Annotated in this window: 20 protein-coding genes and 1 pseudogene; 16 read left to right on the top strand and 5 right to left on the bottom strand. The window is 75.5% G+C overall.

All coding sequences use genetic code 11. The features are described 5' to 3' along the window. Window positions 1-7 precede the first annotated feature (7 nt). Window positions 8-481, top strand: coding sequence for a MarR family winged helix-turn-helix transcriptional regulator (locus MHY85_RS09580; RefSeq protein ID WP_239195833.1), 474 nt, complete (start codon window positions 8-10; stop codon window positions 479-481). Between the two features lie 193 nt (window positions 482-674). Here MHY85_RS09580 and MHY85_RS09575 read toward each other — a convergent pair whose 3' ends face one another. Further along, window positions 675-3,188, bottom strand: coding sequence for a DNA topoisomerase (ATP-hydrolyzing) subunit A (locus MHY85_RS09575; RefSeq protein WP_239195832.1), 2,514 nt, complete (start codon window positions 3,186-3,188; stop codon window positions 675-677). A gap of 115 nt (window positions 3,189-3,303) precedes the next feature. Between MHY85_RS09575 and MHY85_RS09570 the strand changes: the two genes are divergently transcribed. The 4 genes from MHY85_RS09570 to MHY85_RS09555 all read left to right on the top strand — a co-directional run bounded on the left by MHY85_RS09570 (window position 3,304) and on the right by MHY85_RS09555 (window position 8,724). Then, window positions 3,304-6,105: a GNAT family N-acetyltransferase gene (locus tag MHY85_RS09570; protein WP_239195831.1), complete on the top strand. Its 2,802-nt coding sequence runs from the start codon at window positions 3,304-3,306 to the stop codon at window positions 6,103-6,105. Between the two features lie 151 nt (window positions 6,106-6,256). Next, entirely contained in the window at window positions 6,257-6,826 is a 570-nt protein-coding gene (locus MHY85_RS09565) for a DUF5998 family protein (protein WP_239195830.1), read from the top strand. A gap of 2 nt (window positions 6,827-6,828) precedes the next feature. Next, window positions 6,829-8,007 (top strand): alkaline phosphatase family protein, encoded by a 1,179-nt coding sequence (locus tag MHY85_RS09560; protein ID WP_239195829.1) that lies wholly within the window; start codon window positions 6,829-6,831, stop codon window positions 8,005-8,007. A gap of 57 nt (window positions 8,008-8,064) precedes the next feature. Further along, window positions 8,065-8,724 (top strand): thymidine kinase, encoded by a 660-nt coding sequence (locus MHY85_RS09555; protein WP_239195828.1) that lies wholly within the window; start codon window positions 8,065-8,067, stop codon window positions 8,722-8,724. Window positions 8,725-8,752: 28 nt separating this feature from the next. On the opposite strand, the gene sepH is transcribed toward MHY85_RS09555, so the two are convergent. Next, a complete protein-coding gene (gene sepH / locus MHY85_RS09550) occupies window positions 8,753-9,871 on the bottom strand; it encodes a septation protein SepH (protein WP_239195827.1) in 1,119 nt (372 codons plus the stop codon). A 107-nt stretch (window positions 9,872-9,978) separates the two neighbouring features. On the opposite strand from sepH, the gene MHY85_RS09545 reads away from it, so the two are divergent. From MHY85_RS09545 to MHY85_RS09535, 3 genes are all read left to right on the top strand, one after another. Beyond that, window positions 9,979-10,761, top strand: a complete 783-nt coding sequence (locus tag MHY85_RS09545) for a trimeric intracellular cation channel family protein (protein WP_239195826.1) — start codon at window positions 9,979-9,981, stop codon at window positions 10,759-10,761. 38 nt (window positions 10,762-10,799) lie between these two features. Next, complete coding sequence (locus MHY85_RS09540; RefSeq protein ID WP_239195825.1) at window positions 10,800-11,654, top strand: inositol monophosphatase family protein; 855 nt, start codon at window positions 10,800-10,802, stop codon at window positions 11,652-11,654. 129 nt (window positions 11,655-11,783) lie between these two features. Beyond that, entirely contained in the window at window positions 11,784-12,083 is a 300-nt protein-coding gene (locus MHY85_RS09535; RefSeq protein ID WP_146835284.1) for a DUF4193 domain-containing protein, read from the top strand. A 111-nt stretch (window positions 12,084-12,194) separates the two neighbouring features. Here the strand turns inward: MHY85_RS09535 and MHY85_RS09530 are convergent, their stop codons facing one another. Further along, window positions 12,195-12,677, bottom strand: a complete 483-nt coding sequence (locus tag MHY85_RS09530) for a DUF3093 domain-containing protein (protein ID WP_239195824.1) — start codon at window positions 12,675-12,677, stop codon at window positions 12,195-12,197. Window positions 12,678-12,756: 79 nt separating this feature from the next. Here MHY85_RS09530 and dut point away from each other — a divergent pair. The 4 genes and pseudogenes from dut to MHY85_RS09510 all read left to right on the top strand — a co-directional run. Beyond that, window positions 12,757-13,197 (top strand): annotated as a pseudogene (gene dut / locus MHY85_RS09525) (dUTP diphosphatase); the annotation flags it as partial. Between the two features lie 185 nt (window positions 13,198-13,382). Then, window positions 13,383-14,174 carry a DUF3710 domain-containing protein gene (locus tag MHY85_RS09520; protein WP_239195822.1) on the top strand — a complete coding sequence of 264 codons (792 nt, stop codon included), beginning with the start codon at window positions 13,383-13,385 and terminating at the stop codon, window positions 14,172-14,174. Window positions 14,175-14,184: 10 nt separating this feature from the next. Next, a complete protein-coding gene (locus MHY85_RS09515) occupies window positions 14,185-14,553 on the top strand; it encodes an OB-fold nucleic acid binding domain-containing protein (protein WP_154730065.1) in 369 nt (122 codons plus the stop codon). Between the two features lie 31 nt (window positions 14,554-14,584). Further along, entirely contained in the window at window positions 14,585-15,322 is a 738-nt protein-coding gene (locus MHY85_RS09510; RefSeq protein ID WP_239195820.1) for a DUF3159 domain-containing protein, read from the top strand. Here MHY85_RS09510 and MHY85_RS09505 read toward each other — a convergent pair. Beyond that, entirely contained in the window at window positions 15,231-15,929 is a 699-nt protein-coding gene (locus MHY85_RS09505) for a TrkA family potassium uptake protein (protein ID WP_239195818.1), read from the bottom strand. The genes MHY85_RS09510 and MHY85_RS09505 overlap by 92 nt on opposite strands. Continuing rightward, the gene (locus MHY85_RS09500; protein ID WP_239195839.1) at window positions 15,926-16,576 is read right to left on the bottom strand and encodes a TrkA family potassium uptake protein; all 651 of its coding nucleotides are present in this window, start codon (window positions 16,574-16,576) and stop codon (window positions 15,926-15,928) included. Before MHY85_RS09500 ends, MHY85_RS09505 begins: the two co-directional genes overlap by 4 nt. Before the next feature lie 115 nt (window positions 16,577-16,691). Between MHY85_RS09500 and MHY85_RS09495 the strand changes: the two genes are divergently transcribed. From MHY85_RS09495 to MHY85_RS09480, 4 genes are all read left to right on the top strand, one after another. Further along, window positions 16,692-18,695 (top strand): APC family permease, encoded by a 2,004-nt coding sequence (locus tag MHY85_RS09495; RefSeq protein WP_239195816.1) that lies wholly within the window; start codon window positions 16,692-16,694, stop codon window positions 18,693-18,695. Continuing rightward, entirely contained in the window at window positions 18,685-19,968 is a 1,284-nt protein-coding gene (locus MHY85_RS09490; protein ID WP_239195815.1) for a class I SAM-dependent RNA methyltransferase, read from the top strand. The genes MHY85_RS09495 and MHY85_RS09490 overlap by 11 nt, the downstream gene beginning before the upstream one ends. A gap of 155 nt (window positions 19,969-20,123) precedes the next feature. Beyond that, window positions 20,124-20,309, top strand: a complete 186-nt coding sequence (locus MHY85_RS09485; RefSeq protein WP_239195814.1) for a translation initiation factor 2 — start codon at window positions 20,124-20,126, stop codon at window positions 20,307-20,309. Window positions 20,310-20,535: 226 nt separating this feature from the next. After that, entirely contained in the window at window positions 20,536-23,367 is a 2,832-nt protein-coding gene (locus MHY85_RS09480) for an aconitate hydratase (RefSeq protein WP_239195813.1), read from the top strand. The last annotated feature ends 755 nt before the right edge of the window (window positions 23,368-24,122 follow it).

The raw sequence follows: 24,122 nt of genomic DNA, 5'->3' as shown, positions 1-24,122 counted from the left end.
TGTGCGCATGGCTCCAGAGGACGGGCAGGGGCAGGCGGACGAGGACGCCACCTGGCGCATGTACCTGGGACTCTCCCGGGAGATGTTCACGGCGCTCGAGCGCGGGCTCGGCGCCGACGCCGGCGTGTCCGTCGCGGACCTCGAGCTGCTCGAGCCGCTGCTGGCGGCCGGCCGCCCCGGCCTGCGGGCCAAGGACCTCGCCGCGGCCGCCGAGTGGCAGGACAGCCGGGTGTCGCACCAGCTGCGCCGCATGGAGCGCCGCGGGCTCGTCACGCGCACCCGGGACCGCCAGGACGGGCGCGGCACGGTCGTCTGCCTGACCGACGCGGGGGAGGCCGCCGCGCACGCCGCGCAGCGGACCCGGCGGGTGCTCGTGCGCGAGCTGCTGCTCTCGCCGCTCGACGAGGCGCAGGTGGCGTCGCTGGTCGAGGTGTCGGGCCTCGTGCGCGCCCGCATCGCCGCCACGGGCTCCGCGCGCTAGCTGTCGTTCGCCGCGCCGCGCCGCGCCGCGCGGCCCCGGCGCGCGCCCGCGCGCGTCGCCGTTCCGTCCCGCGCCCCGTCGCCGAGGTAGGGCCGTCGCGCCGAGATAGGGCGCCCCGCGGTCCTACCTCGGCGCGGGGGCCCTATCTCGGCGGGGGTGGCTCTCGGCGGGGTCCTCGGCGGGGTGCGGCGGGTCAGCCGATCGCCAGGGGGGGAGCCGCCAGGGGCTGGCCCGAGCCGTCGCGGCGGTCGTCCGGCTCCGGGAGCTCGACCGGCTGGCCCGCCGAGCCCGTCGCGCGCGCCGGCGCGGGACCGACCCAGGCGAGGAACAGCGCGTCCTCGCCCTTGAGGAACCGGTGCGCCCGCACCCCGCCGGTGGCCCGGCCCTTGCCCGGGTACCGCGAGAACGGCGTGACCTTCGCCGAGCCGGCCTGCGTGCCGGGCAGCGCGTCGGACGCGCCCGCGACGGTCACCACGACCGGGCCGTCGTCGTCGGCCGCAGCGTCGGACCCCGCGGGCAGCGCGCCGAAGTGCACGACCCGCTGCCCGGGGGCGAGCTTGATGCCCGCCATGCCGCCCGCGGGCCTGCCCTGCGGCCGCACGGAGGCGGCCGGGAAGTGCAGCAGCGCCGCGTCCGAGGCGATGAACACGAGCTCGTCGTCGTCGGTGACGGTGGCGCAGCCGACCACCTCGTCGCCGTCCTTGAGGCCGATGACCTCCCACTGGTCGCGGTTCGCCGGGGCCTCGCCGGGGGTCACGCGCTTGACCACGCCCTGCGCGGTGCCGACCGCGAGCGTCGGGGCGTCGGGGGCCACGGGGACCAGGCCGACGACCTTCTCGCCCTTGTCGAGCGCGAGCAGCTCGGACAGCGGCAGCCCGCCGGACAGGTTCGGCGCGCCCTCGGTCGGCGGCAGGCCCGGCAGGTCGAGCACGGACACCCGGCGGACGACGCCGCGGGACGTCAGCACGCCGACCTCGCCGCGGACGGTCGTCGGGACGGCCCCGGCGAGCACGTCGTGCTTGGCGCGCCGGGCACCGGGCGCGGGCCGCAGCTCGACGTCGGTGCTGCCGGTGCGGGCGACCAGGCCGGTCGCGGAGAGCAGCGCGAAGCAGGGGGTGTCCTCGATCTCGAGGGACAGCGCGGGCGCGGCCGCGCGGCCGGTCCGCGGCGCGGGCGCGCCCTCGGCGGCGGTGGCGACGCCGCCCGCGGACTCCAGCAGGATCGTGCGGCGCGGGGTGCCGTAGGTCGCGGCGACCTCGGCCATCTCGTCGCTCACCGTGGTCCGCAGCAGCGCCTCGTCGCCGAGGATCGCCTGCAGGGCCTCGATCTCGCCGAGCAGCTCGTCGCGCTCCTTCTCCAGCTCGATGCGGGAGAACTTCGTCAGGCGGCGCAGCCGCAGCTCGAGGATGTACTCGGCCTGGGGCTCGGACAGGTCGAACACCTGGCGAAGCCGGGTGCGGGCGGCGTCGGCGTCGTCGGAGGACCGGATGACCTGGATGACCTCGTCGATGTCGACGATCGCGATCAGCAGGCCCTCGACCAGGTGCAGGCGCTCCTGCTTCTTGCGCAGCCGGAACTGGCTGCGGCGCCGCACGACGGAGATGCGGTGGTCGACCCACACCTGCAGCAGGTCGCGCAGGCCGAGCGTGCGCGGCTGGCCGTCGACCAGCGCGACGTTGTTGATCGAGAACGAGTCCTCGAGCGGCGTGTACCGGTAGAGCTGCTCCAGCACGGCCTCGGGGTTGAACCCGGTCTTGACCTCGATGACCAGGCGCAGCCCGTGCTGCCGGTCGGTGAGGTCGAGGGCGTCCGAGATGCCGGAGAGCTTCTTGGACTGCACGCCCTCCTTGATCTTCTCGATGACCTTCTCCGGGCCGACCGTGTACGGCAGCTCGGTGACGACGATGCCCTTGCGGCGCGGGGTGACGTTCTCGATCCGCGCGGTGGCCCGGGTGCGGAACGCGCCGCGGCCGGTGCGGTACGCGTCGCGCACGCCCTCCAGGCCGACGATCTTGCCGCCGCTCGGCAGGTCCGGGCCGGGGACGAACCGCATGAGCTCGTCGAGCGTGGCCTCGGGGTGCAGCACGAGGTGCCGGGCCGCGGCGACGACCTCGACCAGGTTGTGCGGCGCCATGTTGGTCGCCATGCCGACCGCGATGCCCGACGCGCCGTTGACCAGGAGGTTGGGGATCGCCGCGGGGAGCACGCCGGGCTGGGTCAGCTTGTTGTCGTAGTTCGGGACGAAGTCGACGACGTCCTCGTCCAGGCTCTGCGTCATGGCGAGCGCGGACGGCGCCATGCGCGCCTCGGTGTACCGCGGCGCGGCGGGGCCGTCGTCCAGCGAGCCGAAGTTGCCGTGGCCGTCGACGAGCGGCAGCCGGAGCGAGAAGGGCTGCGCCATGCGGACCATCGCGTCGTAGATGGCGGTGTCGCCGTGCGGGTGCAGCTTGCCCATCACCTCGCCGACGACGCGCGCCGACTTCACGAACGGCCGGTCCGGGCGCAGGCCCATGTCGGACATCTGGAACAGGATGCGGCGCTGCACCGGCTTGAGGCCGTCGCGGGCGTCGGGCAGGGCGCGCGAGTAGATGACCGAGTAGGCGTACTCGAGGAACGAGCCCTCCATCTCGGTGGCGACGTCGATGTCGACGATGCGCTCGACGACGTCCTCCGGCGGGACGTCGGGGGTGCTGCTGCGGCGCGCCATGCTGGGGGCTGCTCCCGGGGTCGGTGGTGCGGGGTGTCGGCGCCCCATTGTCGCCGCTCCGCGACCCTGTGGACCACCACGACGCGCGGCGCGCCGGTTCGTTAGGCTCCTGGGCATGGCCGAGAGCACCGGGGACGCGCCCGTCCAGGCGGCGGACTACCCGGAGAGCTGGGAGGCCGACGTCGTCCTCCGCGACGGCAGCACCACGCACGTGCGGCCGATCCGCCCGGAGGACGCGGACGCCCTGCAGGCGTTCCACGTCGCGCAGTCCGAGGCGTCGATCGTGTTCCGGTTCTTCGCCCCGCTGGAGCGGCTGGGGGACCGGGACCTGGCGCGGTTCACCCGGGTGGACCACCGGGACCGCGTCGCGCTGGTCGCCGTGACCGAGGACGACGCGATCATCGGCGTCGCCCGGTACGACAAGGTCGGCCCGGACGAGGCGGAGGTGGCGTTCAACATCGCCGACGCGCACCACGGCCGCGGCCTCGGCTCCGTGCTGCTGGAGCACCTGGCCGCGGCGGCGCGCGAGCGCGGCATCCGCCGGTTCACCGCCGACGTGCTGCCGCAGAACGGCCGGATGATCGCGGTGTTCCGCGAGGCGGGCTACTCGCTGCAGCAGCGGCTGGAGGACGGCGTGGTGACGGTCGGCTTCGACATCGACCCCACGGACCGGTCGCTCGCCGTGATGATGGCGCGCGAGCACGCGGCGGAGGCGCGCAGCGTCCAGGCGCTGCTGACGGCCCGGTCCGTGCTGGTGCTGTCCTCGCCGGCCGTGGAGCCCGGGTCGCTGGACGACCGGCGCGCCGAGCGGGTGCTGGCCGACCTGGTCGGCGGGGTCCCCGGCGCGGACGACCCGGAGCACCGGACCGGCGCCGTGACCGCGGCGGGCGGCGACGAGCGGCCGGTGCAGGTGCACGTCGTGGGCCGCCCCGGGGCGCCCGACGGGGGAGCGGGGACCGGCACCGGACCCGCCGTGCGGCACTGGGACCGCCTGGACGACGTCCCCGGCCCGGTGGACCTCGCGGTCCTGGCCCTGCCCGCCGCCGAGGCCGTCGTCGCGGTGCGCGCCCTCGGCCGGCTCGGCGTCAAGGGCGTGGTGGTGCTCTCCGGCGGCTACGCCGAGCAGGGGCCGACCGGCCTCGCGCTCCAGCGCGCCCTCCTGCGCGCCGCGCACGCCGCCGGGCTCCGCGTGGTGGGCCCGCGCTCGTACGGCCTGCTCGCGCACGCCGCCGGCGGGCTGCTGAACGCCTCGCTCACCGAGGACCCGCCGCCGCCCGGCCGGATCGGCCTGTTCTGCCAGTCCGCGTCCACCGCGGTGTCCATCCTCGGGTCCGTGCGCCGCCGGCACCTCGGGCTCGCCCACCTGGTGTCCGCGGGCAACCGGGCGGACGTGTCGGGCAACGACCTCATGCAGTTCTGGCAGGACGACGACGCGACCGACGTCGTGGCCCTGTACCTGGAGTCGATCGGCAACCCCCGCAAGTTCTCCCGGGTCGCCCGGCGCCTGGCGACGGCCAAGCCGGTCGTCGTGGTGACGGCCGGCCGGTCCGGGCACGTGGTGCCGCCGGGGCACGCCGTCCGGCCGACGCAGGCGTCGCGGCAGACGCTGCAGGAGGTGATGCGCCGGTCGGGCGTGGTGCTGGTCGACAACGTGCACCAGATGCTCGAGGTGTCCCAGCTGTTCGCGCTCCAGCCGCTGCCGCCGGGCCGGCGCGCCGCCGTGGTCGCGTCGTCCTCCGCCGCGGCGTCCCTGGTGTCCGAGGCGCTCGCCGCCGCGGGGTTCACCGTGGGGCGCGCGCCGGCGATCCTGCACGAGGACGCGGACGACGCGAAGGTCGAGCGCACGTTCGCCGCGGTGTACGCCGACCCGGACGTCGAGGTCGTGGTCACCATGCACGTGCCGACCGTCGGCCCGCGCGACGACCGCGTCGCCCAGGCGCTCGCCCGGCACGCCGCCGGGTCGGGGCGCACGTCGGTGGCGTGCCTGCTGGGCCTGCACGGCGCGACGCCCGCGCTCACCGCGCCCGACGCCGACGGCGTCCTGCGCACGGTCCCCGCGTACACCACGCCCGAGGACGCGGTGCTCGCGCTCGACCAGGCGGCCCGGTACGCCGCGTGGCGCGGTGCCGACCGCGGGCGGCTCGTCGCGCCCGAGGGCATCCACGCCCGCACCGCCCGCCGGCGGATCGCGGGCTGGCTCGACGAGGCCGGCACCCGCGCCTCGCTCGACCTGAGCCACGAGCAGACCGCGGAGCTGCTGGAGCTCGCCGGCGTCCACGTGTTCCCGACCGTGGGCGTGCACGACGCGGACGAGGCGGTCGCGGCGGCGGACCGGCTCGGCTGGCCGGTCGCGCTCAAGTCCACCGTCCCCGCGCTGCGGCACCGCTCGGACCTGGGCGGCGTGCGGCTCGACGTGCACGACGAGGCCGAGCTGCGCGCCGACGTGGTCCAGGTCCTCGCGCTGGCCGCCGGCCGGGAGCCCGAGCCGGGCCGCGCGCCGCTGGAGGTGCAGGCGATGGCGCCGCACGGGGTCGCGTGCGTGATCCGGTCCGCCGAGGACCCGCTGTTCGGCCCCGTGCTCGGCTTCGGCCTCGGCGGCGACACCACCGACCTGCTCGGCGACGTCGCCTGGGCGGTGCCGCCGCTGACCGACGTCGACGTGTCCGACATGGTCCGGGCGCCGCGGTCCGCGCCCCGGCTGTTCGGCTACCGCGGCGTGCCGCCGCTCGACGTCGCGGCCCTGGAGGACGTGCTCGCCCGGGTCGCGGTGCTCGCGGACCAGCTGCCCGAGCTGCTGCACCTGGAGCTCAACCCCGTGGTGGTCGCGGAGCACGGGGCGTACGTCCTCGGCGCCACCGCGCGGGTCGGGGTCGCGGCGACCCGGGCCGACGGGCCGCGCCGGGCGCTGCCCGTCTGACGCCCCCCGGGCACTGCCCGTCCGACACCCCCGGGCGCCGCCCGTCCGACGCCCCCGGGCGCGCCCCTCCGACGCCCCCGGGCGCCGCCCCTCCGACACCGCCGGGGCCGCGGGTGTGACGACCGCGCCCTCGCGGTGGGAGGATGTGCGGGTGCCTGCCCCCTCCACCGACCTGCTGCGCGATCTGCACCGGGCCGGGTACTACCCCGACCTGGTCGCCGACGTCCTGGACGTCGCGCTCGCGGACGAGCCCGTCGAGGCCTACCTCGTGCACCCCGAGACCACGTTCGACGCGCAGGAGGTGCGCCGGCACGTCACGGTCCTGGTGCTGACCCCGACGCGGCTCGTGGTCGCCCACGTCGACGACCACCCGGCCGACAGCGAGCACCCGTCGGCCAGCGCCGCCGCCACCACCGAGGCGGTGCCGCTGTCCGAGCTGCGCTCCGTCGCCGTCACCCACGTGATCGCGACCCCCGAGCAGCACCGCCCCGGCACGCCCGCCGCCGAGCTCACGCTCGCGGTCGGCTGGGGCGCGGTGTCCCGGGTCGACCTGGAGCCCGCCGGCTGCGCCGACCCGGCCTGCGAGGCGGACCACGGGCTCACCGGCACGCTGACCCCCGACGACGTGGTCGTCCGGGTGTCCGCGGTCGCCGAGGGCGAGGGCGCGGTCCGCGACGCCGTGGCGTTCGCCAAGCGGCTGTCCGCGGCGAGCGCGCGCTGACGATGACGGCCGCCGCGTCGTCGACCGTGCCGGCCCGGCTCGCGGACGCGGGCCTGGTGCCGCCCGACTACGAGGGACCCTCGCTGTCCGGGCTGCTGCCGGCCGTCGCGGACTCCCTCGGTGCGCCGGTGCCCGACGGCCCGGCCCGGCGCGCGCAGCTCGGCCTGCCCGAGGCGCACCGGGTGTGCGTCGTCCTGGTCGACGGGCTGGGGTACGAGAACCTCACGGAGCGCGCGGGGCACGCCCCGTTCCTGCGGTCCCTGCTGGACGGCGCCGCGCCGCTGTCGGCCGGCTACCCGTCGACCACGGCCGCGTCCATGGGCTCGTTCGGCACCGGCACCGGCCCGGGCCGCACCGGCCTGGTCGGCTACACGGTGCGCAACCCGGCCAGCGGCGGGCTGGCGAACATGGTGTCGTGGGACGGGCTCGGCCCGGCCCGGGAGTGGCAGCGCGAGCCCACGGTGTTCGAGCGGCTGGTCGCGCACGGCGTGCCGGTCACCACCGTCGGCCCCGCGAAGTTCATGGGCTCCGGCCTCACCGAGGCGGCCCTGCGCGGCGGCTGGTACCGCGCCGCGGAGTCGCTGGCGCAGCGGGTCGACGCGGCGCTGCGGCTGCTGCGCGAGCCGGGCCTGGTCTACCTGTACTGGGGCGACGTCGACAAGACCGGCCACCACCAGGGCGCCGGCTCCTGGCAGTGGGGCGACCAGGTCGAGGCGCTCGACGGCGAGCTCCGCCGGCTGGTGCGGTCGCTGCCGCGGGGGGCGTCCGTCGTCGTCACCGCGGACCACGGCATGGTCGACGTCGACCCGGCCCGGCGGCACGACGTCGCGACCACGCCCGGGCTCGCCGAGGGCGTGGCGCTGGTCGCGGGCGAGCCGCGGGCGCTGCACGTGCACCTCGAGCCGGGGGTCGACCCGCGCGCGGCGGAGGCCCGCTGGGCCGAGGTGCTCGACGGCGACGCTGTCGTGCTCACCGGGGACGACGCCGTGGCGGCCGGGCTGTTCGGCCCGGTGTCCGCGCACGTCCGGCCGCTCATCGGCGACCTGGTGGTGGCGGCCACCGGGCGGGCCACCGTGGTCGACTCCCGGACGCAGACCCCGGCCTCCCTCCAGCTCGTCGGCGTGCACGGGTCGCTGACCCCGGCGGAGCTGCGGGTGCCGCTGCTCGCCGTGCACACCTGAGCCGGCGCACGACCCGCACCACCCGCACGACCGAGCACGACGAGGAACGAGGAGCACGTGGCCGAGCTGGTCTTCTTCTGCGGCACCATGGACTGCGGCAAGTCCACCCTGGCGCTGCAGATGCACCACAACCACGCGGCCCGCGGCCGGGGCGGGGTGCTGTTCACGCAGAACGACCGCGCGGGGGAGCACGTGCTGTCCTCGCGCCTGGGCCTGTCGGTCCCGGCGCACGAGGTCAGCCCGGGCACCGACTTCTGGGACGAGGTCGTCCAGCGGCGCAGCCGCGGCGCGCGGGTCGACTTCCTCATCTGCGACGAGGCGCAGTTCTACAGCGCCGAGCAGGTCGAGCAGCTCGGCCGGGTCGTCGACGACCTGGACGTCGACGTGTTCGCCTTCGGGATCACCACCGACTTCCGGACCCGGCTGTTCGCGGGCTCCGCGCGGCTGCTCGAGCTCGCCGACCGGGTGGAGACGCTGCAGGTCCAGGCGCTGTGCTGGTGCGGCGCGCGCGCCACGCACAACGCGCGCACCGAGCACGGGGCCATGGTGGTCGAGGGCGCGCAGGTCGTGGTCGGGGACGTGGCGGTGCCCGCGGAGGACGACGCCGTGGGCTACGAGGTGCTGTGCCGCAAGCACCACCGGCTGCGGATGACGGCGCGCACCTCCGGCGCGGCGACGCTGTCGCCGCAGACCCTCGGGCTGCTCGCCGGGGACTGAGCCGCGGGGGCGTCGCCGCCCCCGCGCGTCACTCCGGCTTCGCGCCGAACACGATCTCGTCCCAGCTCGGCACCTTCGGCCGGCCGCGGCGGCCGGCGGACCGCGGCTTGGGCTGGTCCTCGGGCCGCGCCGGGGTGGTGTCCTCGTCCGGACCCGTCCCGACCGGGTCCGGCTCGCCGGGCTCGAGGGCGACGGGCGTCTCGGGCTCGCTCGGCAGCGTCCTGGCCGGGGCCGGGTAGATGCGGGCCTCGGCGGCCGGCTCGGCGTCGACCGGGTGCGCGCCGGGGGCCGTCGGCTCGTCGAGCTGGCCGAAGTCGAACGCGTGCTGGGGACCGAAGCCCCCGAACCCCTCGCCGTCCTCGTCGTCCTCCAGGTCGAGCGTCTGCCGCACGCCGCGCCGGGACCGCAGGTCGTCCAGCAGCTCGTGCGTCGCGCGCAGGTCGTCCGCCGGGTCCTCCTCCTCGCGGTGCTGGGCGCGCCCGGGGCCGTCGACGGCCGCGAGCACCGGGCGCACGTCGGCGTCCACGTCGTACACCAGGTCGCGCACCGCGGACAGGTGCCGGCGGGGGACCGGGCCGTCGGCGATCTCCGTCTCCGAGAGCCAGCGCGCCTCGTCCTCCTCCGCGTGCACCGCGCGCGCCTGCGCGTCGTAGGACCAGCGCGCCTCGCGGGCGTCGTCCTCCACGGGGAACCGCGCCACCACCACCCAGCCGCCGCCGGGCTCGCGGTAGGCGTCCCAGGTCACGGCCGCCGTGTCGACGCCGCGCGCCGCCAGGCGGTCGACCACCAGCTCGCCCAGGACCGGGGCGCCGACGTCGCGGCCCACCCGGGTCGCGCGCGCCTGCTCCGCCACGAACTCGCGCTCGGCGAGCACCGGGCCCTCGAAGCGCCGCACGTGCTCGACGGCCAGCCCCGACTCCTCGGCGATCTGCTCCGCGGACTGCCCGGCGCGCACGCGCGCCTGGATCTCCCGCGGGCTCGGCACGCCCGACTGCTCGGCGCGGATCTGCTCCAGCTGCGGGCGGTCGCGGCGCACCGCGGCACGCAGCGGCTCGTCGATGCGCAGGCGGTAGCGCTGCCCGTCGGCCGCGGCGAGGACCAGGTGCTCCCCGTCCTCGTGCAGCCCGATCAGCTCCAGCTCGGCCATCACACCTCTCCCATCGTTCCGCGGACGAGCCTGCCATCGCCGGGGCCCGATCCCGGGGAGGCTCGGCGGTGCGCCGTCGCGAACTCCCGGCTGCCATGATCTCCCCTGTGCACGTCGACCTCCCGCTGCAACCCGTGCTCGAGCTGCTCGGCGTGTTCGTCGGTGCGCTGTCCGGCGGGCTCGCCGCCGTGCGCAAGGGCTTCGACATCTTCGGCATCGTCGTCCTGGCCTGGGTGGCGGGTCTCGGCGGCGGCATCCTGCGCGACGTCCTGATCGGCGCGATCCCGCCGGTCGGCATCGCGCGGTGGCAGTTCGTCGCGACGGCCTGCGCCGCGGGGCTGCTCACCTGGGCCGCGCACCCGGCGCTGCACCGGCTGCGCCGCCTCGTGCTGGTCCTCGACGCCGGGGCGCTGGCGCTGTTCACGGTCGTCGGGACCGTCAAGGCGCTGGAGTACGGCGTCGGGGCCACCGCGGCGGTGTTCGCCGGGATCGTCACCGGCGTCGGCGGGGGCGTGCTGCGGGACCTCCTCACCGGGGAGCTGCCCGCCGTGCTGCACCAGCGGCAGCTCTACGCGATCCCGTCGCTGCTCGGCGCGCTCGTGCTCGCCGTGCTGTGGCGCGAGGACGCGCTGTCCGAGGGCACGGTCGTCGCCGTGGTCGTGGGGGTGCTCGGCGTGCGGCTGATCGCCCTGCGGTTCGGCTGGCGGGCGCCGGGGCCGTGGGACCGCGAGGCCGCCCGGGCCCGGCTCGGCCGGGTCGGCGGGGTGGGCCGCGCCGGGCGGGCACCCCGCGAGCAGCCGGCGCCGCTGCTGCGCTGGGTCGCCCGGCTGCGCCGGTCGCGGGCCGCGGGCCGGGAGGACGGCGGGGCCGGGCGACCGGGCGGGAGCTGAACCCCCGCGCCCGCCGCCGCTCGGGCAGGATGGGCGGCGTGACGAGCGCTCCCGAGTCTCCCGCCGCCCTGCCGGACCCCGCCGAGGTCCGCGCCCTCACCGAGCTCGCCGAGCGCCTCGCGCGCTCCGCGGGCGACCTGATCCGCACCACGAGCCCCGAGCGGGTCCAGGTGGCCGCCACCAAGTCCAGCGAGGTCGACCCGGTCACCGCCATGGACCTCGCCTCCGAGACGCACCTGCGCGCGCTGCTCGCGGAGCACCGGCCGCACGACGGCGTCCTGGGGGAGGAGCACGGCCTCGAGCCGGGCACCAGCGGCCTCACCTGGGTGCTGGACCCGATCGACGGCACCGTGAACTACCTGTACGGCGTGCCCGCGTTCGCGGTGTCCGTGGGCGTCGTCGCCGGCGACCCCGACCCGGAGCGGTGGACGCCGGTCGCCGGCTGCGTGCACGCGGTCGCCGACGGCCGGACCTACACCGCCGGACGCGGGCAGGGCGCGTTCCGCGACGGCCGCCGCATCGAGGTCAACCCGGCCCGTCCGCTCGCCACGTCGCTGGTCGGCACCGGCTTCGGCTACCGCGCGGAGCGCCGCCGGGCGCAGGGCCGGGTGCTCGCCGCGCTGCTGCCGCAGGTGCGGGACATCCGGCGCATCGGCTCGGCCGCCCTGGACCTGTGCCGGGTGGCGGAGGGCTCGCTCGACGCGCACTACGAGCGCGGCCTCAACCCCTGGGACCTCGCGGCCGGCCAGATCATCGCGATCGAGGCGGGCGCGCAGGTCAGCGGCCTGCGCGGTCGGCCGGCCGGGGTCGAGATGTCCGTCGTCGGGCCCGCCGCGACGGTGCACGAGCTGGCCGGGCTGCTCGCCGGGCTGGGTGCCGACGCGGACGACTGAGCCCGGTGTGCACGGCGCCCCGAAATGAGGCACAATCCGGGGCGCCCGACCGGGAACAAACAGCGACCCCCGTTCGCTTGATCCCGCGTACGCCGATCCCGACCACCACACGGAGCGTGACCACACCACATGGCAACCGACTACGACGCCCCGCGCAAGACCGAGGAGGACCTCAGCGAGGACTCGCTGCAGGAGCTCCAGGCCCGGCGCTCCGACAAGAACTCGGGCGTGGTGGACGAGGACGAGACCGAAGCGGCCGAGGGGTTCGAGCTCCCGGGCGCGGACCTGTCGGGCGAGGAGCTCTCGGTCCGGGTGCTGCCGCGACAGGCCGACGAGTTCACCTGCTCGAAGTGCTTCCTGGTCCACCACCGCAGCCAGCTCGCCTACGAGAAGGACGGCATGCCCGTCTGCTCGGAGTGCGCGGCCTGAGCTGCCGTCTGGGCGCGCCGTCCGCGTGACGGGCGCGGCGCGCCCCACCCAGCCGTCGCGACGCCGGCCGGACCCCCGTGGTCCGGCCGGCGTCGTCGTGCCCGGGCCCGCTCAGGCCGCCGGCGCGGCCCCGGCGCCGCGGTCGTCCCCGCCGCCGAGCGCGGCCACCAGCGCCGCGGGGCGCCGGGTCGACACCACCCAGTACGGCGTCGGGTCCGCCGGGTCGGCCAGCTCGACCCGGACGGCGGTCCGCACCCAGCCGCGCAGGCACACGTGCGCGCGGGCGTCCAGGCCCGGGCCGAGCTCGTGCCGGGTCGCGTCGGCGTCCAGCGCGCGCGGCGCGCGCAGCAGCGCCACCGGGACGTGCGCGTCCCCCGCGTGCAGCTCGCCGTCGGCCACCCGCACGCGGGTGGCGAGCCGCGCCGCGGCCAGCCCGGCCGCCACCAGGCCGAGGACCGTGCCGACCGCGGCCGCCACCGGCGAGAGCGGCAGCAGCACGATGCCGACCATCGCGGCCAGGGCGGGCACGGCGACCCAGCCGGCGGGGGAGGGCCAGAGGCGCTCGGCGAAGGCGGGGGCGGTCGTCGTCTGCACGGCCCCAGCATCCCACCTGCGGCGGGTAGGGTCGGGGCCCGTGACGGACGACGCGACCGCCCCCGCGGCCCACGAGACCCTGACCATCGGCCTGCGCCGCCTCGACGACGGCGTCCCGCTCCCGGCGTACGCGCACCCCGGCGACGCCGGCGCGGACCTGGTGACCCGGGTGGACGCGACGATCGAGCCCGGCGAGCGGATCACCGTGCCGACCGGCGTCGCGATCGCGCTGCCCGAGGGCTACGCCGCCTTCGTGCACCCGCGCTCCGGCCTCGCCGCGCGGCACGGTCTGACGATCGTCAACGCCCCCGGCACCGTCGACGCGGGCTACCGCGGCGAGATCGCCGTCACCCTGCTCAACACCGACCCGCGCGAGCCCGTCGTGCTGCACCGCGGCGACCGGGTGGCCCAGCTGGTCATCCAGCGCGTCGAGCGCGCGCGGTTCGTCGAGGTGGCCGAGCTGCCGGACTCGGTCCGGGGGACGGGCGGGTTCGGCTCCAGCGGCGGCTGGCGCGCGGCGGGCGGTCCCGCGGCCGCGTCCGGCGCACCCACCGAGGCCGGCGGCGCGGCCACCGAGGCCGGCGCCGCACGCACCGCTGCGCCTGCGGCGGACACGCAGGCGGCCCGCTAGGTGGTCCGTCCCGCGCGGACTATCGTGGAGACGAACGCGCCCGCGACGCGGGCGACCCGGGGAAGGGACTGAGGGTGGCGCTATTCCGGCGCGGTGCGAAGGACCGCACCGCCCAGGACGAGACCGCGGCCGGCGTCGACGCAGCCGAGGGGGCCGCCGAGCAGGCAGGCCCCGCGGCCGCCGCGGACGACGTCCCCGCGGTGCAGGACGCGACCCCGGCGGGCCCGGCCCCGGCCGCCGTCGACCGGTCCGCCGGCCCCTGGGACTCGGGCGAGGAGATCCCGCCCGGGCCGCGCGTCGACCTGGGCGCCCTGCGGCTGCCCGGCGTGCACGGCATGGAGCTGCGCATGGAGATCGACAAGAAGTCCGGCACCGTGACCGCGGTCGGCGTGACGATCGACGGCTCGACCCTGCAGATGCAGGCGTTCGCGGCCCCGCGCACCGAGGGCATCTGGGACGAGATCCGCGAGGAGATCGGCGAGTCCGTGCGCAAGCAGGGCGGCGCCGTCGACGACGTGCCCGGCCCGTTCGGCCGCGAGCTGCTCGCCCGCCTGCCCGTCCGGACGCCCGAGGGCCGCACCGGCCACCGGCCCGCGCGGTTCGTCGGCGTCGACGGCCCCCGCTGGTTCCTGCGCGGCGTCATCACCGGCCGCGCCGCGGTGGACGAGGACGCCGCGGGCACCCTGGAGGACCTGTTCCGCCGGACCGTCGTGGTGCGCGGCACCGAGGCGCGCGCCCCGCGCGACCTCCTCGCGCTCACGCTGCCCCACCAGGCCGACGGCACGCCGGTCCAGCCGGCCGCCACCCCGGCCGCCCCCACGTTCGACCCGCTGAAGCGCGGGCCGGAGATCACGGAGATCCGCTGACATGTCGCCGCTGTCGCTGCGGGAGGGCCTGCGCCGGGCCGTCGCCTCGCAGGAGGAGATCGAGGCCTCGGAGGAGCGGGAGGACGCCGTCCGCGCGACGGGCTGCACCCCCGTCGACCAGACCCCGGACCGGCACCGCGCCAAGGTGTCCGGCGTGATCCGCTCCGTCGTGCTGCGGCCGCGCCAGGGCGTGCCGGCGCTGGAGGCCGACCTGTACGACGGCAGCGGCAACCTGGTGCTGGTCTGGCTCGGCCGCCGCGAGATCGCCGGCATCGAGCCCGGGCGCCGCCTCAAGGTCGAGGGCCTGGTGTGCACCCGCGAGGGCCGACGCTCCATGTTCAACCCCCGCTACGAGCTGCGGCCCCGTCCGGGTGAGTGAGCCGACGCCGGCCGGCGGCCAGGAGCCGCCGGTGACGCCGGACCCCGCCGTGACGCCGGCCGCCGCGCCGGAGGACGCCGTGCCCGCGCGCGGCATGCGCGCGATCGAGGCGGACAGCTTCTCCCTCGCCGAGTCCGTCGGCGGCGTCCGCGGCGCCGTCGAGTCGGTGCTGCCCGGCCTGCTGTTCGTGGTGGTCTTCGTGGCGTCCGGCCAGGAGCTGCGGCCCGCGCTGATCGCGTCGGTCGCCGCGGCCGTGCTCGCCGTCGTCGCCCGGCTCGTCCAGCGCAGCCCGCTGACCCAGGCGCTGTCCGGCGTGCTCGGCGTCGGCATCGGCGTCGTCTGGGCCTGGCGCACCGGCGACGCGACCGACTACTTCGCGTGGGGCCTGCTGACCAACGTCGCCTACCTGCTCGCGTTCGTCGTGTCGGTCCTCGTCCGCTGGCCGCTGGTCGGCGTGGTGCTCGGCCTGTTCCGCGGCGACGGCCCGATGTCCGAGCAGGGCTCGTGGGGCGGGGCGGTCGCCTGGCGCAAGGAGCCGGCGCTGCTGCGCCGGTACTCCCTGGTCACCTGGCTGTGGGCCGGCATGTTCGCCGCCCGGCTCGTGGTGCAGGTGCCGCTCTACTACGCCGACGAGGTCGCCTGGCTCGGCACCGCGAAGCTCGTCATGGGCGTCCCGCTCACGGCGCTGGTGCTGTGGGCGAGCTGGATCCTGGTACGCGGCTCGACAGCAGCGCCGCCAGGTCCGCCTCCGACGCGTCCCGCCCCGTGACGAACAGCAGCTCGTCGCCGCCCTCGAGGGTGTCGTCCCCGGACGGCTGGAACGGCCGGTCGTCGCGCACGACCGCCGCGAGCACGGTGTCGGCCGGCCAGTCGATCTGACCGACCAGCGAGCCGGCCAGCGGCGAGTCGTCCGGCAGCGTCAGCTCGAGGATGTCCGCGCCGGACTGGTGGAACGTGAAGATCCGCACCAGGTCGCCGACGGAGACGGCCTCCTCGATCATCGCGGTCATGATCCGCGGGGTGGAGACGGCCACGTCCACGCCCCACGCCTCGTCGAACATCCACTCGTTCTTCGGGTTGTTCACCCGGGCGACCGTGCGCGGCACGCCGTACTCGGTCTTGGCGAGCAGGGAGATGACCAGGTTCGCCTTGTCGTCGCCGGTCGCCGCCACGACCACGTCGCACTCGTCCGTCCGCGCCTGGGTCAGCGTGGGCAGCTCGCACGCGTCGGCCAGCAGCCAGTCCGCGTCGGCGACCTGCGCGACGCGCATGGCGGAGGGCTGGCGGTCGATCAGCGTGACCTCGTGCCCGTTGGCCAGCAGCTCGCGCGCGATGGAGCGGCCGACGGAGCCGGCGCCCGCGATGACGACCCTCACGCCTGCACCTCCGGCGCGACCGTGAGGATGCGCTCGACGGCGGCGGACTCCTCGGTCCGGAGCAGCAGGTGCACGATGTCGCTCTCCTGGAGGACGGTGTTCGCGTCGGGCAGCAGCCCGTCGCCGTAGCGGGTGAGGTACGCGACGCGGGCCCCGGTGGCCTCCTCGAGCAGGCGCAGCGGCTTGCCGACCCACCCGGCGTGCACGTCGACCTCGGAGAGGCTGATCCGACCCGACGCGTCGGTGAACTCGCTCGTCGCGCCCATCGGGAGCAGGCGGCGCAGCACCTGGTCGGCGGTCCAGCGCACCGTCGCGACCGTGGGGATGCCCAGGCGCTGGTAGATCTCCGCGCGGTGGGGGTCGTAGATCCGCGCGACCACGTTCTCGACGCCGAACGTCTCCCGCACCACGCGCGCGGCGAGGATGTTCGAGTTGTCGCCGTCCGACACCGCGGCGAAGCCGAAGGCGTCGTCGATGCCCGCCTGGCGCAGCGTGTCCCGGTCGAAGCCGAGGCCCGTGACCTTGCTGCCCGCGAACTCGGCGTCGAGCCGCCGGAACGAGTCCGGGTTCTGGTCGATCACCGCGACGGAGTGCCCGTGGGCCTCCAGCGACTGCGCGAGCGTGGCGCCGGCGCGGCCGCAGCCCATGATGACGAAGTGCACAACGCGGAACGGTATACCCCGCGCGGACCCGGGGGCACGCCGGTGGTCCCGGGTGGGGTCCGGTGCCGGATCGCCCGCGGTGCGCCTAGCATGGTCCCTCGTGCCGGACCTCGCGGATGCCGCCAAACGCTTGCTGCTGGGCCGACCGGTCCGCAGCGAGAACCTGGGGCACACCCTCCTCCCCAAGCGGATCGCCCTGCCGATCTTCGCGTCGGACGCCCTGTCGTCCGTCGCCTACGCCCCGGACGAGGTGCTGCTGACGCTCGCCCTCGCCGGGGTGAGCGCCACCGTCATCTCCCCGTGGGTCGGCCTCGCCGTCGTCGTCGTGATGGTCACCGTCATCGCGTCGTACCGGCAGAACGTGCACGCGTACCCCTCGGGCGGTGGGGACTACGAGGTCGCCACCGTGAACCTCGGCCCCAAGGCCGGGGTCACCGTGGCGAGCGCGCTGCTCGTCGACTACGTGCTCACCGTCGCGGTGTCCGTGTCCTCGGGCGCGCAGTACGCGGCGTCGGCGATCCCGGCGCTGCGCGGGCACGAGGCGCTGTTCGCCGTGGTGATCGTCGTGCTGCTCACCCTCGCGAACCTGCGCGGCGTGCGGGAGTCGGGCAGCGCGTTCGCGATCCCGGTGTACCTGTTCATGATCGCCGTCGGGAGCACGGCGGTCGTGGGGTTCGTGCAGTACCTGACGGGGAACCTGCAGCCCGCCGAGAGCGCCGGCCTCACCATCGTCCCGGCCGACGGGTTCGACCAGGGCCTGATGGGCGCCGCCGGCGCCTTCCTCGTGCTGCGCGCGTTCGCGTCCGGGTCCGCCGCCCTCACCGGCGTCGAGGCGATCAGCAACGGCGTGCCGTCGTTCCGCAAGCCCAAGTCGAAGAACGCCGCGACCACCCTGCTGATGCTCGGCGGGCTGTCGGTGTTCCTCATCATGTCGATCCTCACGCTCGCGCGGCTGACCGGCGTGCACTACGTCGAGGACCCGTCGACCCAGCTGCTCGACAACGGCGCCCCGGTGGGTGACGACTACGTGCAGGACCCGGTCATCGGGCAGCTCGCGCAGACGATCTTCCACTCGTTCCCGCCGGCGTTCTACCTGGTGTCCGTCGTCACCGGCCTCATCCTCATCCTCGCCGCGAACACCGCGTTCAACGGCTTCCCGGTGCTCGGCTCGATCCTGGCGAAGGACGGGTACCTGCCCCGCCAGCTCCACACCCGCGGCGACCGGCTCGCGTTCTCCAACGGCATCATCGCCCTGGCCGCCGGCGCGATCGCGCTGATCCTGGCGTTCGACGCGCAGGTCACCCGGCTCATCCAGCTGTACATCGTCGGCGTCTTCGTGTCGTTCACGCTGTCGCAGCTCGGCATGATCAAGCACTGGACCCGCGAGCTGCGCACCCAGCCCGACCCCGAGCGGCGCCGGCAGATGCTCCGGTCCCGGGTCATCAACGCGATCGGCTTCGGCATGACCGCGACCGTGCTGGTCATCGTGCTGATCACCAAGTTCACGCACGGCGCGTGGATCGCGATCCTCGCGATGATCATCGTGTTCATCGGCATGCAGGGCATCCGCCGGCACTACGACGCCGTCAAGGCCGAGCTCGCGCTGGGCGCCGACCCCGCCGCCGCGCGCGCCCTGCCCAGCCGGGTGCACGCGCTCGTGCTCGTCTCGCACCTGCACCGGCCGACGATGCGCGCGCTGGCCTACGCCCGCGCGTCCCGGCCGCAGACCATCGAGGCCGTCACCGTCGGCGTCGACCCGGAGGACGCCGCGGCGCTCCGCGCGCAGTGGGAGCAGATGGACCTGCCGGTGCCGCTGCGCATCCTCGACTCGCCGTTCCGCGAGATCACCCGGCCCGTCATCACCTACGTCCGCTCGATCCGGCGGGAGAGCCCGCGGGACCTGGTGGTCGTCTACATCCCCGAGTACGTCGTGGGCCACTGGTGGGAGCAGCTGCTGCACAACCAGAGCGCCCTGCGGCTCAAGGGGCGTCTGCTGTTCACGCCGGGCGTCGTGGTGGCGTCCGTCCCGTGGCAGCTCGCATCGACCGAAGGGCAGACCGGCATGGAGGACCACGTGCGCAGGACGATCTCCCGTGGGCTCTGAGGCGCGCGGCGCCGGGGCGGCGCCGGGGGACCTGGTCGAGCTCGAGGTCGGGCCGGTCGCGCACGGCGGGCACTGCGTCGCGCGGCTGCGGACGCCCGGCGAGGACGGCCCCGGGCGGGTCGTGTTCGTCCGGCACGCCCTGCCCGGCGAGCGGGTCGTGGCGCGGCTGACCGACGCCGGGCCGAAGGCGAGGTTCTGGCGGGCCGACGCCGTCGAGGTGCTCGAGGCGTCCCCCGACCGCGTCGAGTCCGCGTGGGCCGAGGCCGGTCCCGGCGGCGTCGGGGGCGGCGAGCTCGCGCACGTCCGGCCCGACGCCCAGCGCGCCTGGAAGGCGGCCGTGCTGGCGGAGCAGCTGCAGCGGCTCGCGCGCGTCGAGCGGGAGGTGCCCGTGCGGGCGCTGCCCGGCGACGACGAGCGCGGCGGCCTCGGCTGGCGCACCCGGGTCGGCTTCCTCGCCGACCGGGAGGGGCGCGCCGGCATGCGCCGGTTCCGGTCGCACGACGTGGTCCCGGTGACGACCATGCCGCTCATGAGCGACGCGCTGGCGGAGCTCGACCTGCTCGGGCGGCGCTGGTCCCCGGGCGCCCGGATCGAGGCGGTCGCGCCCGCCGGCGGGGACGCCCCGGTCGTGCTCGTCGACGACCAGCCGTTCGACCTCCGCCGCGGCAGGGTCGACCCGCGGCCGAACGCCCGGTCCGCCGTCCGCGAGCAGGTGCGGGTGGGGGAGCGCGAGTGGGGGTACCGGGTCGCCGCCGCCGGCTTCTGGCAGGTGCACCGCGAGGCGCCGGCCGCGCTGACCGGTGCCGTGCTCGACGCGCTCGGCGACGTCGGCGGCGCCCGCGTGCTCGACCTCTACTCCGGCGCGGGCCTGTTCACGCTGCCCCTGGCCGACGCGGTCGGGGACGCGGGGTCCGTGGTGGCCGTCGAGGGCGACGCCCGCGCCGTGCGGGACGCGCGCCGGAACCTGCACGACCGGCCGCAGGTCGAGCTGCACGGCGGCGACGTGGCCGACGTGCTCGCGTCCGGCGTCGCGGGTCCGGCCGTCGACGCCGTGGTGCTCGACCCGCCGCGCGTGGGCGCCGGGCGCGACGTCGTGCGGGCGGTCGCCGGCCTGGCGCCGCGCCGCGTCGTGTACGTCGCCTGCGACCCGGCCGCGCTCGCGCGCGACGTGGCGTACCTGGCCGAGGAGGGCTACGCCCTCGCGGACGTCACCGGGTACGACCTGTTCCCGATGACGCACCACGTCGAGGCGGTCGCGGTGCTCGAGCGCTGACGCAGGCCGCCTCGCCCGCAGCCGAGAGCTGCCGTCTCGCCGCGGGATCGCCGCAGGTCGGGCGGGCGAACCGGTCGCGTGCCGGCGCCCGGCGGCCTAGCGTGGGGACCGGGCACCGCGGCCCAGCGGCGCCCGCCCACCGGAAGGAGCCGACGATGACGATTCCGCACGAGGGTGACGCCCGCGAGTCCGCCGCCGAGGCGACGCGCCGGGTGGCCGAGGCCAGCCGCCGCGCGACCGCCGAGCTGCACAAGCAGGGCACCCCGGACTACGACCCCCGCCAGCACCAGAAGGCCGTCGAGCGCGAGCGCCGGGCCGCCGAGGGCACGGCCGGCGACTGACGCCGGCCCTGCGCCCGACCCGCCGCGCCCGCGCGGCCCGGCGCGACCACCTGCGAGGTCGGCGCGCCGGGCCGGGCGGGCGCTCGGCGTCGGCGCCCGGCTCGGGGTAGGATGTATCTCGACATCAAGATACTTCGGCGGAACGCGGCCCGGGCAACCGGTCCCGGCGCGGACCGCCACCGCGGCCGTCCCCCAGCGGCCGGACTCGCCAACGAAGGAGCCAGAAGTGAGCAGCGTCGACAGCTTCGGGTCGAAGGCCCGGCTGCAGGTCGGGGACGACACCTACGAGATCTTCCGGCTGGACGCGGTCCCCGGGACGGCGAAGCTGCCGTACAGCCTCAAGGTGCTCGCCGAGAACCTGCTGCGGACCGAGGACGGCGCGAACATCACCGCCGACCACGTGCGCGCGCTCGCCGCGTGGGACCCGACCGCCGAGCCGGACACCGAGATCCAGTTCACGCCCGCCCGCGTGATCATGCAGGACTTCACCGGCGTGCCCTGCGTCGTGGACCTCGCCACGATGCGCGAGGCCATGGTCGACCTGGGCGGCGACCCCACCCGCATCAACCCGCTCGCGCCCGCCGAGCTGGTCATCGACCACTCCGTGCAGATCGACGTGTTCGGCCGCGAGGACGCGTTCCGCCGCAACGTCGAGATCGAGTACCAGCGCAACCACGAGCGCTACCAGTTCCTGCGCTGGGGCCAGACGGCCTTCGACGACTTCAAGGTCGTCCCGCCGGGCACCGGCATCGTGCACCAGGTCAACATCGAGTACCTGGCGCGCGGCATCATGACCCGCGAGGTGGAGGGCGCGCTGCGCGCGTACCCCGACACCTGCGTCGGCACCGACTCGCACACCACGATGGTCAACGGCCTGGGCGTGCTCGGCTGGGGCGTCGGCGGCATCGAGGCCGAGGCGGCCATGCTCGGCCAGCCCGTCTCCATGCTCATCCCGCGCGTGGTCGGCTTCAAGCTCACCGGTTCCATCCCGTCCGGCGTCACCGCGACCGACGTCGTGCTCACCATCACCCAGCAGCTGCGCCAGCACGGCGTGGTCGGCAAGTTCGTCGAGTTCTACGGCGAGGGCGTGGCCCAGGTGCCGCTCGCGAACCGCGCCACGATCGGCAACATGTCGCCGGAGTTCGGCTCGACCTGCGCGATCTTCCCGATCGACGACGTCACGCTCGACTACCTGCGCCTGACCGGGCGTTCCGAGCGGCAGCTCGCGCTCGTCGAGTCGTACGCGAAGGAGCAGGGCCTCTGGCACGACCCGTCGCGCGAGGTGGCGTACTCCGAGTACCTCGAGCTCGACCTCGGCACCGTGGTCCCGTCGATCGCCGGCCCGAAGCGCCCGCAGGACCGCATCGAGCTGTCCGAGGCGAAGGAGTCGTTCGCGACGTCGATCCTGGACTACGTCGACGCCGACGAGGCGGCGCCGTTCACCGGCGCGGCCCGCGAGTTCTCCGGCCTCGACGAGTCGGTCGACGAGACCTTCCCGGCCTCCGACCCGATCGCCGCCGGCGAGCACGCCGACTCCTCGGACGCGCCCGTCCACGTCGCCGGGGGCGACAGCGCGCGCCGCCCGCACAAGCGGGTGCCCGTGACCATGTCCGACGGCACCACCACCGAGCTCGACCACGGCGCGGTCGTGATCGCCTCGATCACGTCGTGCACCAACACGTCGAACCCGTCGGTCATGCTCGCCGCGGCGCTGCTCGCGCGGAAGGCCGTCGAGCGCGGCCTCACCTCGCAGCCGTGGGTCAAGACCTCCATGGCGCCGGGCTCGCAGGTCGTCACCAACTACTACGAGAAGGCCGGCCTCTGGCCCTACCTCGAGAAGCTCGGCTTCCACCTGGTCGGGTACGGCTGCGCCACGTGCATCGGCAACTCGGGCCCGCTGCCCGAGGAGGTCTCGGCGGTCGTCAACGAGCACGACCTGTCCGTCGTCTCGGTGCTCTCCGGCAACCGGAACTTCGAGGGCCGCATCAACCCCGACGTCAAGATGAACTACCTGGCGTCCCCGCCGCTGGTCATCGCGTACGCGCTCGCCGGGACGATGGACTTCGACTTCGACAACCAGCCGCTCGGCACCGACCCCGAGGGGAAGCCGGTGTTCCTGGCGGACATCTGGCCCACCCCGGAGGAGGTCCAGGCGACCATCGACGCGAGCATCGACCGCTCGATGTTCGAGGCCGACTACGCCGACGTGTTCGCGGGCGACGAGCGCTGGCGCGCGCTGGACACCCCGGAGGGCGACACGTTCGCCTGGGACGGCGAGTCCACCTACGTGCGCAAGCCGCCGTACTTCGAGGGCATGGCCGCCGAGCCGGCCCCCGTGGTCGACGTGCAGGGCGCGCGGGTGCTCGCCAAGCTCGGCGACTCGGTCACCACCGACCACATCAGCCCCGCGGGCTCCATCAAGGCGGACAGCCCCGCCGGCCGGTACCTGGCCGAGCACGGCGTGGAGCGCCGGGACTTCAACTCCTACGGGTCCCGCCGTGGCAACCACGAGGTGATGATCCGCGGCACCTTCGCCAACATCCGGCTGCGCAACCAGCTCGTGCCGGGCGTCGAGGGCGGCTTCACCGTGAACCACCTGACCGGGGAGCAGACGTCGATCTACGACGCCGCCCAGGCGTACGCCGAGGCGGGCGTGCCGCTGGTGATCCTCGGCGGCAAGGAGTACGGCTCCGGGTCCTCCCGCGACTGGGCGGCCAAGGGTACGGCGCTGCTCGGCGTCAAGGCGGTCATCACCGAGTCGTTCGAGCGCATCCACCGGTCGAACCTGATCGGCATGGGCGTCCTGCCGCTGCAGTTCCCGGCGGGGGAGTCGGCCGACTCGCTCGGCCTGGACGGCACGGAGACCTTCGACATCGCCGGCATCGCCGCGCTGAACGAGGGGGCGACGCCGCGGACCGTGCGCGTGACCGCCACCAAGGGTGACGGCACCGTCGTCGCGTTCGACGCGGTGGTCCGCATCGACACCCCCGGGGAGGCCGACTACTACCGGAACGGCGGCATCCTGCAGTACGTGCTCCGGTCGCTCGTCGCGGCCTGACCACCGCGCTCACCGACGCCCCCGTCGGCCCCGGACCGGGCCGGCGGGGGCGTCGTGGCGTGCGGACAGGGCTGCGGAGCCGGCGTGACGGGGAGCACCCCGGCTCGGGTTTGACCCGCAGCGGTGCGACGCGTAATGTTCTCCGAGCTGCCCGGACGGGAGGCACGGACTTCGAGGCTCGACCCGGAGGCCGGTCCCGCAGGCGGCCACCCCCGGTACGACACCCAGGCGCTTCGCGGCGTCCGGTTCGTCGTGCCGGACCGGGAACTGCCGGGTGCAATGTCGCGCGAATCACGCACAAAGCACTCCGGAAAGCCTGGTAGTGTTCTGCAGGTCGAAAGCGGTGAAGAGATTCACCGAAAACGGCCGGCCAGAACATCTGGTAGGGTTTCGGAACGTCGGAGCCGCTCGGAAGGGCGGATCGGACAGGAAAGAAGCTCTGGTAGGGTTCAGGAACGCGAAGAAACGCCGGAAGGCGCGGAAAGCGGGCCAGGAACTCTGGTAGATTGGAACCGAGCCTCCGGCCGGTCGCCCTGAGACGGGGTGGGCGGGGGATGCGCGTCTGTTCTTTGAGAACTCAACAGTGTGCCTAGTAGTTGATGCCAAGATGGTTCATCGGCTCGGGTGGTCGCCTCGTTCGGGGTTGGCTGGTCGGTGTCGGTGGGTCTTGGTTGATACGGGAGCCGGTCCGACCCCGTCGGGCGGTTCCCATAGCAGCCGAATTGACTGATCCTCGCTCGCCAGCGGGTGGGGGT

This window comes from Cellulomonas sp. ACRRI, from assembly GCF_022346185.1.
In the GTDB taxonomy this organism is placed as follows: Bacteria; Actinomycetota; Actinomycetes; order Actinomycetales; family Cellulomonadaceae; genus Cellulomonas.
The sequence above is the reverse complement of the archived record's forward strand: the minus strand, read 5'-3'. Positions and strand labels throughout refer to the sequence as shown.

Excerpts from the sequence above, each read along its gene's own strand:
- MHY85_RS09580 (WP_239195833.1), top strand. The coding sequence starts at position 8 with ATGGCTCCAGAGGACGGGCAGGGGCAGGCGGACGAGGACGCCACCTGG.
- MHY85_RS09570 (WP_239195831.1), top strand. The coding sequence starts at position 3,304 with ATGGCCGAGAGCACCGGGGACGCGCCCGTCCAGGCGGCGGACTACCCG.
- MHY85_RS09560 (WP_239195829.1), top strand. The coding sequence starts at position 6,829 with ATGACGGCCGCCGCGTCGTCGACCGTGCCGGCCCGGCTCGCGGACGCG.
- MHY85_RS09575 (WP_239195832.1), bottom strand. The coding sequence starts at position 3,188 with ATGGCGCGCCGCAGCAGCACCCCCGACGTCCCGCCGGAGGACGTCGTC.
- MHY85_RS09500 (WP_239195839.1), bottom strand. The coding sequence starts at position 16,576 with ATGGGCTGCGGCCGCGCCGGCGCCACGCTCGCGCAGTCGCTGGAGGCC.
- MHY85_RS09535 (WP_146835284.1), top strand. The coding sequence starts at position 11,784 with ATGGCAACCGACTACGACGCCCCGCGCAAGACCGAGGAGGACCTCAGC.
- MHY85_RS09485 (WP_239195814.1), top strand. The coding sequence starts at position 20,124 with ATGACGATTCCGCACGAGGGTGACGCCCGCGAGTCCGCCGCCGAGGCG.
- sepH (WP_239195827.1), bottom strand. The coding sequence starts at position 9,871 with ATGGCCGAGCTGGAGCTGATCGGGCTGCACGAGGACGGGGAGCACCTG.